At 53.9% G+C, this 14,519-nt stretch carries 15 protein-coding genes; 3 read left to right on the top strand and 12 right to left on the bottom strand.

All coding sequences use genetic code 11. The annotated features are described in order from the left end of the window. Positions 1-172: 172 nt before the first annotated feature. From B9Z44_RS14070 to B9Z44_RS14040, 7 genes are all read right to left on the bottom strand, one after another. Complete coding sequence (locus tag B9Z44_RS14070; protein WP_108402719.1) at positions 173-1,102, bottom strand: LD-carboxypeptidase; 930 nt, start codon at positions 1,100-1,102, stop codon at positions 173-175. A gap of 35 nt (positions 1,103-1,137) precedes the next feature. After that, on the bottom strand, positions 1,138-1,812 hold the full coding sequence (locus B9Z44_RS14065; RefSeq protein ID WP_108402718.1) for a class I SAM-dependent methyltransferase: 675 nt from the start codon (positions 1,810-1,812) through the stop codon (positions 1,138-1,140). A gap of 2 nt (positions 1,813-1,814) precedes the next feature. After that, positions 1,815-2,831, bottom strand: a complete 1,017-nt coding sequence (gene tadA, locus B9Z44_RS14060; RefSeq protein WP_245912825.1) for a tRNA adenosine(34) deaminase TadA — start codon at positions 2,829-2,831, stop codon at positions 1,815-1,817. Next, the gene (locus B9Z44_RS14055; RefSeq protein WP_108358623.1) at positions 2,828-2,980 is read right to left on the bottom strand and encodes an FMN-binding negative transcriptional regulator; all 153 of its coding nucleotides are present in this window, start codon (positions 2,978-2,980) and stop codon (positions 2,828-2,830) included. Before B9Z44_RS14055 ends, tadA begins: the two co-directional genes overlap by 4 nt. Before the next feature lie 9 nt (positions 2,981-2,989). Continuing rightward, positions 2,990-3,361 carry a VOC family protein gene (locus B9Z44_RS14050; RefSeq protein ID WP_108358622.1) on the bottom strand — a complete coding sequence of 124 codons (372 nt, stop codon included), beginning with the start codon at positions 3,359-3,361 and terminating at the stop codon, positions 2,990-2,992. 54 nt (positions 3,362-3,415) lie between these two features. Next, positions 3,416-3,673, bottom strand: coding sequence for a translation initiation factor IF-1 (gene infA / locus B9Z44_RS14045; protein WP_104797445.1), 258 nt, complete (start codon positions 3,671-3,673; stop codon positions 3,416-3,418). 204 nt (positions 3,674-3,877) lie between these two features. Continuing rightward, positions 3,878-5,007, bottom strand: a protein-coding gene (locus B9Z44_RS14040) for an IS3 family transposase (RefSeq protein WP_369910052.1) whose coding sequence is annotated in 2 segments (ribosomal slippage) — positions 3,878-4,746 and positions 4,746-5,007 — 1,131 coding nt in all. Because the reading frame shifts where the segments join, the coding sequence is not laid out codon by codon here. A gap of 252 nt (positions 5,008-5,259) precedes the next feature. Between B9Z44_RS14040 and B9Z44_RS15280 the strand changes: the two genes are divergently transcribed. Continuing rightward, positions 5,260-5,724, top strand: a complete 465-nt coding sequence (locus tag B9Z44_RS15280) for a hypothetical protein (protein WP_211308715.1) — start codon at positions 5,260-5,262, stop codon at positions 5,722-5,724. A 107-nt stretch (positions 5,725-5,831) separates the two neighbouring features. Here the strand turns inward: B9Z44_RS15280 and B9Z44_RS14030 are convergent, their stop codons facing one another. The 5 genes from B9Z44_RS14030 to guaB form a co-directional block, all read right to left on the bottom strand. After that, on the bottom strand, positions 5,832-6,296 hold the full coding sequence (locus B9Z44_RS14030) for a hypothetical protein (RefSeq protein WP_108402716.1): 465 nt from the start codon (positions 6,294-6,296) through the stop codon (positions 5,832-5,834). Beyond that, positions 6,262-7,403 (bottom strand): IS3 family transposase gene (locus B9Z44_RS14025; protein WP_211308669.1). Its coding sequence is split into 2 segments (ribosomal slippage): positions 6,262-7,157 and positions 7,157-7,403, totalling 1,143 coding nucleotides; the frame shifts between segments, so codons are not numbered across the junction. Before B9Z44_RS14025 ends, B9Z44_RS14030 begins: the two co-directional genes overlap by 35 nt. 37 nt (positions 7,404-7,440) lie before the next feature. Further along, complete coding sequence (locus B9Z44_RS14020) at positions 7,441-8,544, bottom strand: tyrosine-type recombinase/integrase (protein WP_108402715.1); 1,104 nt, start codon at positions 8,542-8,544, stop codon at positions 7,441-7,443. Between the two features lie 163 nt (positions 8,545-8,707). Next, positions 8,708-10,324 carry a glutamine-hydrolyzing GMP synthase gene (gene guaA, locus B9Z44_RS14015; protein WP_104798640.1) on the bottom strand — a complete coding sequence of 539 codons (1,617 nt, stop codon included), beginning with the start codon at positions 10,322-10,324 and terminating at the stop codon, positions 8,708-8,710. A gap of 124 nt (positions 10,325-10,448) precedes the next feature. After that, on the bottom strand, positions 10,449-11,918 hold the full coding sequence (guaB, locus tag B9Z44_RS14010; RefSeq protein WP_108402714.1) for an IMP dehydrogenase: 1,470 nt from the start codon (positions 11,916-11,918) through the stop codon (positions 10,449-10,451). A gap of 277 nt (positions 11,919-12,195) precedes the next feature. Here guaB and B9Z44_RS14005 point away from each other — a divergent pair, with 277 nt between their 5' ends. Together B9Z44_RS14005 and B9Z44_RS14000 are read left to right on the top strand one after the other, a co-directional pair. Further along, positions 12,196-13,335: a TolC family protein gene (locus tag B9Z44_RS14005; RefSeq protein WP_170108505.1), complete on the top strand. Its 1,140-nt coding sequence runs from the start codon at positions 12,196-12,198 to the stop codon at positions 13,333-13,335. A 14-nt stretch (positions 13,336-13,349) separates the two neighbouring features. Beyond that, entirely contained in the window at positions 13,350-14,516 is a 1,167-nt protein-coding gene (locus tag B9Z44_RS14000; protein WP_108358618.1) for an efflux RND transporter periplasmic adaptor subunit, read from the top strand. Positions 14,517-14,519: the final 3 nt, after the last annotated feature.

Raw genomic sequence — 14,519 nt, 5'->3', positions numbered from 1 at the left:
GCAGCACCCGCGCTTAAACAACGATTCGCAGACCTTGGCGCCGAATCCACACCTTTGGAAACAGCCGCTTTTCGCAAGCTGTTGGCCGACGAGAGAACCGCACCAGATGCGGTTTTCTCTGATTCTTTAACTTTACATAATATACATCGTATCAAACGATACGTATCAAAAGTTAATGGTCTGTATGCGCCCAAAGCAGCAACGCATCACGGTCTTCCACGACCAGATCAATCTTTTGGCCCACAGGCAAGCACAGCTTGGTTGGCACGTGCCCGAACGGCAAATCGGTCAACACCGGCGCTTTGATTTGCGTGCGCAACCAATCGATCACGCTTTGCAGCTTGAAGCCTTTGTCGTGCGGCGTGAGTTTGTAATTGTTGAATTGCCCCAACACAATTGCTTTTTGATGGGCCAACACACCGGCGTGCAACAACTGCGTGAGCATGCGCTCAATGCGGTACGGGTGTTCGCCCACATCCTCAAGAAACAACACGCCGTTTTTGATCTGCGGGAAATAGGGCGTGCCGAGCAATGAAACCAACACAGCCAAGTTACCACCCCACAGCACCGCATCGTGCGCCCACACGCCGGAGCGGCGCTTGGCGTTAGCCGTGGCGCACGCGGTAGAGAAATGCCAACCTGCGCCCTCACCCTGCCCACTGACCATGTCGTCAAAACAGGCTTCCATGATGTCGTCGGGTTGTTCTGCACCAAAGTCTTCACCCAATGCAGGGCCAGCCCAAGTGACGGCACCAGTTTTCGCCAATAGCGCGTTTTGGAAAGCCGTGAAGTCGCTCAAGCCCACAAACTGCGTGCCTTTGGCAATGGCTTTGGCCACTTGCTTGTATTTGATGCCGGGCAAGATGCGTGTGAGGCCGTAGCCACCACGAGAAATCAAGGCCACATTGGCGCCGCTGTCTGCCGCGCGGTGAATGGCAGCCAAACGGGTGGCATCGTCACCGGCAAAACGGGTGTGGCTGCTGAGTGCGTCTGCATCGAGTTCGACCTCGTGACCGAGTTTTTTCAGACGTGCGACGCCTCGTTTGAAAGCTGCTTTGTCGCGCACCGCGCCGCTGGGGGAATAGATGTAAATGTGAGCCATCCTCACATTGTCGCGGCAAATTTACGGGTGTTGACTCATCCGCGTGTGTAATGCAGCAAGCGACCGCGATACGTACTCAAGTCTTGCAGCGGTTCGTTCATGATGATTTCTGTCACAGAAAATCCCATATGGGCCATGTCACGGTGAAACGCACTGCGGTTGCCGCGGTTGGGGTCAATGATGAGCACTTCAGCGCCCTCTGCTGCATGCTCTTGAATGAAACCAGACAGTTGTGCAGGGTGACTACGCTCGTACAGCACATCGCTGGCAATGAGTAAGTCAAACGCGCCCAGGCCTTTGTTCACCCTGCCCCAGTTGCCCGTTTCGTAATGCAGAGGCGGCAATTCGTTCAGCAACACATTGGCATTGAGAAAAGTCTCGGTCAATGGGTGGCAATCACTGGCGGTGATGTTGCCCTCACGGCGGTGCACCACCAAGCTGGCCAAGCCTAAACCGCACCCTACTTCCAACACGCGCTTACCTTTGAGTTCCCAGGTTTGCATGAGGTCTGCCAACTTTAGCGCCGAGGGCCAGACCAAACCAAACAAGGGCCAAGTGGCTGATGAAATACCGGCATCAAATGCCAAGCCCAGTGGGTCAAAAAACTGTTGCTTGTCGAGCAAGGAACGGATTTGCAAATCAGCACCACCTCCTACACCGACCCTCTGAAACTTCACTTCGTAACCGATGGGGGGTGTGGCGTTGGGCATGATTAACTTCGTTCAGGTGGCGGCATCGGTGCAGCCAACAAGGTGCTCAAGGCACGAGGACCGGCCATGTGGCCATGGTCGGGATATGGGGCATCACGCAGGGCGGCAGGCAGTGCAGACGTTTCCATCCAATGAATAGGCAAAGGCAACTTGGCGAGCAGCGGTGCCATCACACGCGGCACATGCAAGGCCACAGGTGCGGGTTGCACACTGGCCAAAAACTCTTGCAGCACTTGGGCGTGCCAAGCGATGCGATGGGCTGCCACTTTTTTGGGCTTGTCGGACAAGCCAAAGCCAGGCAAGTCCAAAGCAATCACAGGTGCTGACGATTGCAACTGAGCGACGTATTGCAAGCTCCAGCCATCGAGCCCGTGTAGGTAAACGTGCGGCGCAGATTGGCCGTCTTGTCGGTTGTCAAACCAATGCAGGCGCAAGCCTTCTAAGGCTGGCAAATCTGCCGTGAAACGCGACATCGCCAAGGGCACATCCAGCCCTGCAAACGCACCATCAGGCGTGCGCAAAGCGTCATCACGCAACGGAACCTTGCTGAGTTGCTGATCTGCACGGCGTTGCTCAAAAAAGCTTTTCAGCACTTGAGCGCAGTCGTCGGCCAACACGCCACCCGTGACTTGGGTTTGATGGTTGATTTGCTCATGCGCAAACAAGTTCAACACTGAACCCGCTGCGCCCGTTTTAGGCTCAGTCGCACCAAACACCACGCGCTTGAAACGTGCATGCAACGCCGCTCCGCTGCACATGGCGCAAGGCTCTAGCGTCACATACAAAGTGCAGTCGTCCAGCCGATAGTTGCCCAGTACTTGGGCTGCGGCACGCATGGCATTGACTTCTGCATGCGCTGTTGGGTCGTGGCGGGTCAGTGGCGCATTGTGGCCGTAGGCGATCACCTGCCCTGCCCTCACCACCACGGCGCCGACGGGCACTTCACCCGCGTCTGCAGCCGCTTGCGCTTGGCGCAGGGCGAGCTGCATGAAGCCAATGTCTTCGGGCGAATGCGTCATGGGTGCACCATCCCCAAATGAAGGGGGATGTGCGTGACGCACGGGAAACCCGCGTCGTCCACACTGATGAGGCTTGCAAACGGATGCGCCCGCATAAGAGCGAGCGCATGTCCCTCATCTTTGGCATTGAACTGCTGGGGCAGGTACACGCAATGCCTTTAGTGTTGCGCGCAAAATGCGGCAATCTTATTGCCATCTAAATCACGGAAATAACAGCCGTAATAACCACCGCCGCGCAGGCCAGGTGCACCTTCGTCAGTGCCACCCAGTTCTAGGGCTTTGGCGTGCAAGGCGTGGACGAGGTCTTGGCTTGCGACCGTCAAGGCCACCATATTGCCATTGCCCACGGTTGCGGGCTGACCATCAAAAGGGGTAAGGACGCTGAACATCGGTTGGCCAGGCTGGATGCCCCAACCGATGCCTCGGTCCATTTCAAAGAAACGTTTGCCGCTGATCAGCGCAAACAAAGCGTCGTAAAACGCAGCTGCGCGGGACAAATCATTGGTACCGATGCAGGTGTGACTGATCATGTGAGCCTCTTGGTAAATTGCCCAACGGCAACGCACCGCAAGGCGGTTGCACAGTTAGAAGCGGCGTTTGACCGCTGGGCCTGGGCCCTTGCCTTCGATGTGACGGAAAGTCACACGGGCTTTGTTCATGTCGTAGGGAGACAGTTCGACCGTGACTTTGTCGCCTTCGATGATGCGGATGCGGTGCAGGCGCATTTTGCCGGCGGTGTATGCGATCAGTGAGTGACCGTTTTCCAGGGTGACGCGGTAGCGAGAGTCGGGCAAGACCTCGGTCACGACACCCTTCATTTCGATCATTTCTTCTTTTGCCATGTACTCAGTGTTCTCTAATTTAAAAATTCAAGCCCAAAACGGGCGATTAACCAACAGCCTCCGATTGTAGGCTGTTCCCTCTGTGGGCTGATTGACCCGTCATTCCCACTCCATAATCACCTAAAAAATTCTTCATATTTTTCAAGTACTGACCTGCCCCCTCTGGCCGTACCAATCAATCGGAAGTAGTCCAAGGGTTCAAGGTTAATCCAAAACTTGAGGGTTGAGATTTGCAGCGGCATTGGTTTGAATCCTTTGCTGCTGCGCGAACTGAGCCGGTGGAATCCGGCCCAGGCTGCTGTGGGGCCTGACTTCGTTGTAGTCCTGGCGCCAATCGGCAATGCACTGCCTGGCTTGGGGCAAGCTCAAGAACCACTGCTCGTTCAAGCATTCATCTCGAAACTTGCCGTTGAAACTCTCGATGTAGCCGTTTTGCATCGGCCTGCCCGGCTGGGTCAAGATGTGCCGCACGCCATGTGCTGTGGCCCAAGCCATAAAGGCCCGGCTTGTGAACTCTGGACCGTTGTCCGTTCTCACGGCCAGTGGGTAGCCTCTGAAGGTGGCCGCTTGGTCGAGCAAGCGTGTCACGTATTGCCCCGAGATCCCGTAGTCCACGGCAATGTCCACGCACTCGTGGCTGAAGTCATCGGCCACAGTCAGGCACTTGATGCGCCTGCCATTGGACAAGCTGTCCGAGACGAAATCCATGCTCCAAACATCGTTGACCTTTTGCGCCAGTTGCAAGGGCACCCGCTCACACGGTGGGCGCTTGGCCTTCTTGCGCCTTCTTACGGCCAAGTTGGCATCTTTGTACAAGCGGTAGATCCGCTTGTGGTTGACGCCCGGAAACTCCGGGCGCAGCAGATCGTGGATGCGGCGGTAGCCAAATCTTCGGCGTACGTGGGCAATGTCCACGATACGTTCGCCCAGCGCCTGCGTGAGCGCATCACGCTTAGGCGGGTGGCGAAAACTGTCTCGGCTTAGCCCCACAAGGCAGCACGCGTGGCGCTCAGACAGAAGATGGGTCTGGATCATCTGGGTGATGGCCTCGCGTTTGACCTGCGGGGCTAGCGCTTTACGCCGAAGACGCTTTTGAGCGCATGGATGTCCAGGTGCGCTTCGGCCAGCAGTTTCTTGAGCTTGTTGTTCTCAGCTTCCAGGTCGCGCAGCTTGGCCGCATCGGAGGCTTCCATGCCGCCAAAGCGCGAGCGCCACTTGTAAAAGGTCGGCTGGCTAAAGCCGCCAGAGCGGCAAATGTCCTTGATGGACATGCCTGCTTCAGCTTGCTTGAGGAATCCGATGATCTGCTCGTCGGTAAATCGTGTGGTCTTCATATCCGCCATTCTCCAAAATTAGCGAACTTAGTTCCATCGATTTGGTACGGCTCAGAGGGGGCAGGTCAGTACTTACGTTCGTAAAAATAAACTGTGTAACTTTTGTGCAAGTTAAACAGCACCCACAACCAAACAAAAAAAAGCCTACAACTAACAACCTTGTATTTTACAGCACCAAGTTACACGCCGTGCTACTTTCTTTGCACAATTATTAAGCACCAGTTACCCAGTCAACACTATAAAATTCCCACTATGCAAAACACCCAAGCCAAGCCAAGCCAAGCCAAGCCAAGCCAAGCCAAGCCAAGCCAAGCCAAGCCAAGCCAAGCCAAGCCAAGCCAAGCCAAGCCAAGCCAAGCCAAGCCAAGCGCAATGCGTAACAACGCTGCTTACCTGCGCTTCGTTGCGCTTGCACACGCTGTCACAGCACAGCTCGATGCGGAAACTATTGACAGCACAGCTTTAAGATTACTGGAAGCTATTGCAGTTGCAGCAGCACAAAGCAACGCACTAACAGTAACGCAAGCAATGCAATTAAGCGCCATTGCATCCCCTGCAACCATTCACCGTAAGCTACGTGCGTTAGACGACCAGCAGCTTATTAAATTTATTTACATGGGCAAAGACCGTCGCACTAAGTACCTAGTTGCAACTGAAAAAGCTAACAAGTACTTTAACGAAATGGGCAATGCAGTTGCTCAAGCTCTTGCAAGTTAACTTAATACATCCACATTGTTAAGCTGCTGACAAAGCTCGTTAACTAGTGCAGCAAATGTTGTGTAGTGCTCAACGTAGCCAAGGCTCGTAACATCGCCATCCTGCACTTATTCAAATGCATGTGTAGAAAATGCTCCAATTTCTTTAGTCTCAAGCGCCCTAGTCCAAAGCTCTTTGTACTCTTTGTACCGCACGTTGTACCTGCTTAAAAGCAGCTGCAACAGTTCATTAGTAAACTGTTTACCGTACTCAATCTGTGCGTAACGCATTGCAATACCAGTACAAATCGCGCTAATTTGTGTATCTGTTAACTTGTTCTTTGCTTGTTCATCAGTTAAATTAATGTGTGCAACAACAGTTGCTAACCAAACAAGCTCTTGTAAATCAAGCTCAACATGTTCCCAACCTGTCAAACCTAAAAAGTGCTTAGCCAACGGTGACATTAACTCAACAACAGCTTTGCCGTAGTTGCCATTAATGTAATCTTCAGCACTGTAAGTAACGTCCTTGGCATTCCCCCAAACCTCTAGACACTTTTCATAGCGCAGTTTGACGCTGCCGCTCGAACTCATAGGGGCTGAGTTGATCGAGGTGCTTATGGCGTCGAACTCGATTGTAGAAACCCTCGATGTAATCGAAGATGTCCGACTTAGCTTCAGCCCGAGTTTGGTAAATCCGCTTCTTGATTTGTTCGCTCTTCAAATTACTGAAGAACGATTCAGCAACCGCGTTATCCCAGCAGTTGCCTCGACGGCTCATGCTCGGGCTCAGTCGGTTGTCTTTGCACCAGCGGTTGAACTCATCGCTGCCAAATTGGCTACCCTGGTCAGAATGGATGATCACTGAGTCCTTTGGCCTTCTGCGCCACACCGCCATCGTCAATGCATCCAGCACCAAGCTCGTCTGCATGCGTGGGCCCATACTCCATCCCACCACCGCACGCGAATGCAAATCTAGTACAGCCGCCAAATACAGCCACCCTTCATGTGTGCGGATATACGTGATGTCCGTCACCCAAGCTTGGTCGGGTTCGTCGTGTTGGAACTGGCGCTGCAACTGGTTGGGCGCAACCAATGAAGGCTTGCCCACTTTGTACCTAGGGCGTTTGTAGCCTCGAACTGATTTGATTTGAGCCACACGCATCAGCCGCGCCACACGGTTTTCGCTACAAGCCACGCCAGCTTCACGCAGGTCACAGAAGATGCGCGGACTGCCGTAGATGCCCATGCTCTGGTCGTAGAACTCTTTGATCTTTGCCGTCAACACCTCATTGGCTCTTGCCCTTGCTGAGAGCGGCTCATGCAGCCAAGCGTAGTAGCCGCTGCGGTGAACTTTGAGAACGCGGCACATGCTGGTGAGTTTGAATTCGGATCGGTGGGCTTGAATAAATGCGTACTTCACCCGGACTGCTTTGCAAAGTACGCGGCGGCCTTTTTTAGGATATCGCGCTCCTCGGTAGTGCGTCTTAGCTCAGCCTTGAGCTTGGCCATCTCGGCTTGCAGCACCTTTAGATCGTTGGTAGATGGTTCATCAGCCTTTTTGAACTTACTGACCCACGTGTACAGAACACCTTCAGCAATGCCTAGTCGCTTGGCTACATCGACAACCGAGTGGCCTTTATCGATGACTTGTTTGACTGCCTCGTCTTTGAACTCAGGGGCATATTTCGCTCGTTGCATTTGCAATTCTCCATTTCAGTTTTGACATCATATTTGTCTACTGATTTGGGGGAATGCCAGTATGCAACGTTTGCTCTCTAAATTCAGTCTTACCATTCAAGCTACCAACTAGCCTATCTCCAAGCATTTTGTATAGCTCATCACCATCTAATCGTTCATTTAACTTATCTTCAAAACCCAATCTATCAGCACTAAACTTCTTACAATAAAAAGCTAATGCATCAACAAAACAATCATCCTTAATTACAAAAGCTCGCGTTCTGTTTACCTTACTTGTCTTACCATCCACAGTAATAGTAAACAAATCATCCTTTGCACCTTTCTTACTTGTTACTTCCCTTACTTCATTAACAAAACGTATTCTGCTCCACTTTAATTTAAGCAGTTCACCTCTACGCATTCCAGTAATAAGTAGCAACCCAATAAAGCATAATGCAACGTACGTAGTTGCATTGTTATCTTTATCTAATTCGTGCTTTAATTTTTTTATCTTATTCTTTAATAAATCTTTAATTGCATCAATTTCTGTATCTGTAAATATGCCTCGTCTGTTAGCGTAATCGCCTTTATCTTGTGCTTTAACTTTAGCAAAATCAAACCCATCAATATAAGTTTCACTACGTTTGTGTAGCCAACTTATCATTGCATTAATTGTGCTTTGTTCATTTAGTGCTGTTGTATGTGCAGCGTTAAGGGATGCTTTCTGATGCCCTTGTGTACGTGCGTAAAAGTAGCCTTCGCAGTCTGTTCGCTCAAGCTCTTTCAGCTTTCCATCTTTTCCAATGTACTCAAGCCAGTGCGCTAAATGCGTCTTAATTGTTTTGTATCTACCCTCAACAATCGCGCCGCGCTTGTAATCTTCCCATCGCTTCTCTAAGTACATATCAACACCATCAGCATTAGTTATGCTGTAGTATTTTTTCCCCTGCGTTTCCAGTACTTTTATCTCGTAATAGTGCTTACGTGCTTTGTCTATTGCAAGTGTTTTATTCTTTGTTTTTAAGCTAAATCGTGCGTATTTTTTATCATTTGCCAGCCAAAAGCGCACGTGATAGTAGTCGCCGCGTTTGTATAAAAGCGCATCGTCCAGTATCAGCTCTTCCTCTAACTTCTCGCTAAAGTTTTTCTTTTTTACAACCATGCTTGCAGTGCGTAAAGTTTACGTTTTTTAATTGCAACACCCGTGTGCAACATTTCGTGCAACTTTACTGCACCTGCCCAGCAATCGCAAGCCTTTTATAGCCTGCGTGTAACTTTTGTGAAACATTGAAACCCAGTGTTTATGCGGGTTTCAAGCCTTGTTACTACTCCCACTCGATTGTGGCCGGTGGTTTTGAGGACACGTCGTAGGTCACTCGGTTGATGCCACGCACTTCGTTGATGATGCGGCCCGACACTTTCTTGAGCAACGCATAAGGCAACTCGGCCCAGTCTGCGGTCATGAAGTCGCTGGTTTGCACGGCGCGCAAGGCCACCACGTAGTCATACGTGCGGCCATCGCCCATCACGCCCACGCTCTTGACGGGCAAGAACACGGTGAAGGCTTGGCTGGTCAAGGCGTACCAAGATTTGCCTGTGGCTTCGTCTGTGAAGTTGTGCAGTTCTTCAATGAAGATGGCGTCGGCACGGCGCAGCAAGTCGGCGTATTCCTTTTTCACTTCACCCAAAATGCGCACGCCCAAGCCTGGACCTGGGAATGGATGGCGGTACACCATGTCGTGTGGCAGACCCAAGGCCACGCCCAATTCGCGCACTTCGTCTTTGAACAATTCGCGCAATGGCTCCAAGAGCTTCAAGCCCAATTGCTCAGGCAAGCCGCCCACGTTGTGGTGGCTCTTGATGGTGACGGCTTTTTTGCTCTTGGCGCCGCCGCTTTCAATCACGTCGGGGTAAATCGTGCCTTGGGCCAAGAAGGTAGCGCCTTTATGCCCACCATCGCCCGCTTTGAGCTTGGCCGCTTGTTCTTTGAACACGTCCACAAACAAGCCGCCGATGATTTTGCGTTTGGCCTCTGGCTCGCTCACGCCCGCCAATTTGCCCAAGAACAGGTCGCTGGCATCCACACGAATGACGTGCGCGTGCAGCTTGCCCACAAACATGTCCATCACCATGTCGCCTTCGTTCAGGCGCAACAAGCCGTGGTCCACAAACACGCAAGTGAGTTTGTCGCCAATGGCACGGTGAATCAGGGCTGCGGCCACGGACGAATCCACACCACCCGACAGGCCCAAGATAACTTCTTCGTCACCCACTTGTTTGCGAATCGCAGCCACCGCTTCTTCGATGTAGTCACCCATGATCCAGTCGGGGCGTGTGCCGCAAATATCCAGCACAAATCGGTTCAACAAGGCTTGCCCTTGCACCGTGTGCGTGACTTCGGGGTGGAACTGCACCGCGTAAAACTTGCGCGCCTCGTCGGCCATACCGGCGATGGGGCAAGCTGGTGTCGAGGCCATGACCTTGAAGCCTTCAGGCAGCTGGGTCACTTTGTCGCCGTGGCTCATCCACACTTTCAGCATGCCGTGGCCTTCGGGCGTGTTGAAGTCTTCAATATCTTTCAGCAACGATGTGTGGCCGTGGGCGCGCACTTCGGCGTAGCCAAATTCGCGTGTGGTGCCCGCCTCCACCTTGCCTCCCAGCTGGGTGGCCATGGTTTGCATGCCGTAGCAAATGCCCAACACGGGCAAACCCAGCTCAAACACGGCGTCAGGGGCGCGGTCGTCTACCTCGTACACGCTGGCGTGGCTGCCCGACAGGATGATGCCCTTCAGGTTGCCGTCTTTGGCGTACTCGCGCACCCAGTCGCTGGTCACGTCGCAAGGATGGACTTCACAAAACACATGGGCTTCGCGCACGCGGCGAGCGATGAGTTGGGTGACTTGAGAGCCGAAATCGAGGATGAGGATTTTTTGGTGCGACATAAATAAAAAAGGGCCGTCAAGTGGCCTAGGTCGTTATTGTCTCAAAAAACAAAGCCACCCCGAAGGGTGGCTTGTGTAGGGGCTCAAAACAATGCATCGCGCGTGTTCCGCGCTTGCAAAGCCTTTATTCGGCGCGGTAGTTCGGCGCTTCTTTGGTGATCTGCACGTCGTGCACATGGCTTTCACGAATGCCCGCAGCCGTGATTTCCACGAACTGAGACTCTTCGTGCATGGCTTCGATGGTGGCGCAGCCGCAGTAACCCATGCTGGCGCGCAAGCCGCCGGCCATCTGATAAATGATGGAGACGACCGAGCCTTTGTAGGGCACGCGGCCTTCGATGCCTTCGGGCACCAGTTTGTCGGCGTTGGGGTTGCCGGTGCTCGACTCCTGGAAGTAGCGGTCTGCACTGCCTTGCTGCATGGCACCTATGGAGCCCATGCCGCGGTAGCTTTTGTAGCTACGGCCCTGGAACAACACGATTTCTCCGGGGGCCTCTTCGGTGCCGGCAAACATGCCGCCCATCATCACGGTGCCTGCGCCTGCGGCAATCGCTTTGGCGATGTCGCCGCTGTAGCGGATACCGCCGTCAGCGATCAGGGGAACGCCCGTGCCTTTGAGGGCCGTGGCCACGCTGTCCACCGCCATGATTTGCGGCACGCCCACGCCCGCCACGATGCGGGTGGTGCAAATCGACCCGGGGCCAATGCCGACCTTGACGCCGTCCGCGCCCGCCTCAACCAAGGCCAAAGCCGCAGCGCCCGTGGCGATGTTGCCGCCGATGACTTCGATGTGGGGGTAGTTTTGTTTGACCCAACGCACGCGCTCGATCACGCCTTTGCTGTGGCCGTGTGCGGTGTCGACCACGATGGCGTCCACACCAGCGCGAGACAGTGCCTCGACACGTTCTTCAGTGCCCTCACCCACACCCACAGCCGCGCCCACGCGCAGCTTGCCTGCGGCGTCGCGTGCGGCATTGGGGAAGTTGAGTTGTTTGGTGATGTCTTTGACGGTGATGAGGCCCTTCAGCTCAAACGCGTCGTTGACGACCAGCAAGCGTTCCAGCTTGTGCTTGTTCAACAAATGCTTGGCTTGCTCAGGCGTGGTGCCTTCGGGCACGGTGATCAGGCGCTCACGCGGCGTCATGATTTCGCTGACACGTTGGTCGTAGCGGGTCTCAAAGCGCAAATCGCGGCCGGTGACGATACCCACCACTTTGCCGCCGTCGCACACGGGGAAGCCAGACACGCCCAGCTCTTCAGACAGCGCCATGACTTGGCGCACGGTGGTTTCGGGGGTGATGACCACAGGGTCGCGCAACACGCCGGATTCATAGCGCTTGACCTTGGCCACTTGGGCCGCTTGCTCTTGCGCGGTGAGGTTTTTGTGCACGATGCCAATGCCGCCTTCTTGCGCGATGGCAATGGCCAGACGCGCTTCGGTCACGGTGTCCATGGCCGCAGAGACCAAGGGCAAGTTCAGGCGAATGTTGCGGGTGAATTGGGTCGCAAGCGACGTGTCCTTGGGCAGGACTTGGGAGAAGGCTGGCACCAACAACACGTCGTCGAAGGTGAGGGCTTTGCCGAGAAGGCGCATGGTGATGGCTCCAAAAACAGCATTGTACGTAAGGGGTAAACACAGCTTGTATACAGCGCACCGGTTACTTTACACACGCTTTATTCCTTAAAGACCCGATGGCATTTGGCCTTGAACGACAATAACTTTCAACATTTGCAAACTTCGTATGAAGGTGATTCGTTTGACATCGCATCCTAAAAAACAACTAACTGCCCTGCTGCTTTGCATCACTGCCACATTTTGCAATTTGGCTTTCGCTGAATCTGCAAAATTCAGTTTGCCTGACTTAGAAAGCATGATGTTCAACCAAAGCCCTGCCTTGCGTGGGGCAAGCAATGCGGTCGATGCGGCACGCGCCGCAGTGGACACAGCACGCACGATACCGAACCCACAAATTGAAGTGATGAATGGCACGCGCAAGCCACGCCCAGACAGCACGACTGGCGCTGTCAATGGCAATGTCAAATCCATCAGCATCACCCAAGACTTGGACATGCCTTGGCATCGTTTTCCACGTGTGGACGGCGCGTTAGCTGGCTACTCCGCGGCACAAGCCAACGAACAATCGTTCAGGGCTGACATGCGTGCCCAGTTGCGCTTGCGTTACTACGATTTGGTGCGCCGCACAGCTGAAAACCGCGTAGCGGCAGAAGACGTGAAGTTGATGGAAGGCATCCACAAACGCATAGCCCTGCAAGTGGAAACGGGCGAGAAGGCACGGTTTGAACTGGTCAAAGCCAACGCCGAATTGCTGAACGCGCAAAAAATGCAAGAGTCTGCAGGCTTGCGTGTGCGTCAAGCACGTGGCGCCTTACGCGCCTTGGTGGGCCTGCAATTGCCCGAGAGCTTTGAAGTACAAGAGCAAACCCACACCTTTGCCCCCCCCTCTCCCCTCAACGAAGTACGTGACGAAGTGCTGAAAACCAACCCAGAACTGCAACGCACACGCGCAGAACGACAACAACTCGATCGCAAGCTGAGCGAAGAAAAAGCTTTGCGCTTTCCTAAATTTGCGCTGCGTGCAGATCAGGACCAAGATCCTGAGTGGCGCAGCAAACGCATCGGCGTGGCGATGAATCTCCCACTGTGGGACTGGCGTGGAGGCCCTGTGGGGGAAGCTGCCGCCAAGCTCTCGCAAACAGACAACCAGCTGGCCTATCAAGAATTTTCACTGCTGCAATCGCTTGAAGCGGCTTACCAGCAATACGACATTGCCAATGCCCAAGTGGTGGCACTGGAAGGCGGCATCGTGCGCCATGCAGCCAACGCACTGCGCATCGCAGAGTTGGCCTACAAAGCGGGAGAGAAGAGCTTTCTTGACGTGATGGATGCACAGCGCGTGTACCGCGCTGCACGTAACGAACTCATCACTGCACAGTTTGAACTGGCAGGGGCATGGGCCGAAATTGAACGCCTGCGCGCAAGTGCCCAATAACAAAAAAGGTTTTCATGCATTTCAACCATCTCACATTGCGCACGCTGACAGGCGTGCTGTTGTGTAGCGTCTTGGCTTTGTCGGCTTGTAAAAAAGCCACGGTGCAAGAAGCCACCAGTACCGAGAGCGATGCCATGCGCGTGTTTGCGCCTGAAAGCTTGAAAGCGCAAATTCAAGTCGCTGAAGTGGTCAGCCACGAGTTGTCTGACACGCTGCGCGTGGCGGGCCAAATTGACTTTGATGAACAAGCCCTCACCCGCATTGGCGCCAGTGTCACAGGCCGTGTGACTCAAATTCATGCACAGCTGGGCCACGTGGTGAACAAGGGCGACACACTGGCCTTGATCAACAGCAGTGAACTCTCTGGTTCTCAGCTGGCTTACCTCAAAGCACGCTCAGAAAAAGAGCTGCATCGCCGCAATGTGGAGCGCGCCAAAACGCTGTTTGACGCAGACGTCATCAGCGCAGCCGAACTACAACGTCGTGAAAACGAATACGAAATTGCCTCGGCAGAAACGCGCGCAGCCCAAGATCAATTGCGCGTGCTGGGCGTGAGCGCCAAAGCCATCGAGCGTCTGGCATCAACCGGCACCATCGACTCTGTGGCCAGCGTGGTGGCCACCATCAAAGGCGTGGTGGTTGAGCGAAAAATCGCAGCCGGCCAAGTGGTGCAGCCGTCAGATGTGTTGTTTGCTGTTGCCGACTTGAGCCGTGTGTGGGCCGTGGCCCAAGTGCCCGAGCAGCAAGTGAGCCAAGTCAAAGTGGGTCAATCGGTCAGCATTGAAGTGCCCGCATTGGCCAACGAAAAACTGGTGGGCAAACTCATTTATGTGGGCCAAACCGTCAATCCGGATACCCGCACCGTACTGGTTCGCACCGAGTTAGACAACACCAGTGGTCGCCTCAAGCCATCCATGCTGGCCTCCATGCTGATCGAGTCCGCACCTGTGCCGCGCGTGGTGGTGCCCATCACAGCGGTGGTTCGACAAGACGAGGTGGACCATGTGTTTGTGGAAGAGTCCAACAACTACTTCCGCCTCATACCCGTCAAACTCGCCGCCGAACAAAACGGCCAGCGCGTGGTGTTGGAAGGCCTCAAGCCAGGCATGCGCATCGTCTCAGAAGGTGCGTTCCATTTGAACAACCATCGCAATCTCGCTGAGATGGAAAACGGGGGCTAAGCA

The organism is Limnohabitans curvus, from assembly GCF_003063475.1.
Classification (GTDB): domain Bacteria; phylum Pseudomonadota; class Gammaproteobacteria; order Burkholderiales; family Burkholderiaceae_C; genus Limnohabitans; species Limnohabitans curvus.
This window is presented reverse-complemented; position numbering and strand designations above follow the sequence as displayed.

Excerpts from the sequence above, each read along its gene's own strand:
- B9Z44_RS14065 (WP_108402718.1), bottom strand. The coding sequence starts at position 1,812 with ATGCCCAACGCCACACCCCCCATCGGTTACGAAGTGAAGTTTCAGAGG.
- infA (WP_104797445.1), bottom strand. The coding sequence starts at position 3,673 with ATGGCAAAAGAAGAAATGATCGAAATGAAGGGTGTCGTGACCGAGGTC.
- tadA (WP_245912825.1), bottom strand. The coding sequence starts at position 2,831 with ATGACGCATTCGCCCGAAGACATTGGCTTCATGCAGCTCGCCCTGCGC.
- B9Z44_RS15280 (WP_211308715.1), top strand. The coding sequence starts at position 5,260 with ATGCAAAACACCCAAGCCAAGCCAAGCCAAGCCAAGCCAAGCCAAGCC.
- B9Z44_RS14050 (WP_108358622.1), bottom strand. The coding sequence starts at position 3,361 with ATGATCAGTCACACCTGCATCGGTACCAATGATTTGTCCCGCGCAGCT.
- B9Z44_RS14030 (WP_108402716.1), bottom strand. The coding sequence starts at position 6,296 with ATGAGTTCGAGCGGCAGCGTCAAACTGCGCTATGAAAAGTGTCTAGAG.
- B9Z44_RS14020 (WP_108402715.1), bottom strand. The coding sequence starts at position 8,544 with ATGGTTGTAAAAAAGAAAAACTTTAGCGAGAAGTTAGAGGAAGAGCTG.
- B9Z44_RS14070 (WP_108402719.1), bottom strand. The coding sequence starts at position 1,102 with ATGGCTCACATTTACATCTATTCCCCCAGCGGCGCGGTGCGCGACAAA.
- guaA (WP_104798640.1), bottom strand. The coding sequence starts at position 10,324 with ATGTCGCACCAAAAAATCCTCATCCTCGATTTCGGCTCTCAAGTCACC.
- B9Z44_RS14000 (WP_108358618.1), top strand. The coding sequence starts at position 13,350 with ATGCATTTCAACCATCTCACATTGCGCACGCTGACAGGCGTGCTGTTG.
- B9Z44_RS14005 (WP_170108505.1), top strand. The coding sequence starts at position 12,196 with ATGATGTTCAACCAAAGCCCTGCCTTGCGTGGGGCAAGCAATGCGGTC.
- guaB (WP_108402714.1), bottom strand. The coding sequence starts at position 11,918 with ATGCGCCTTCTCGGCAAAGCCCTCACCTTCGACGACGTGTTGTTGGTG.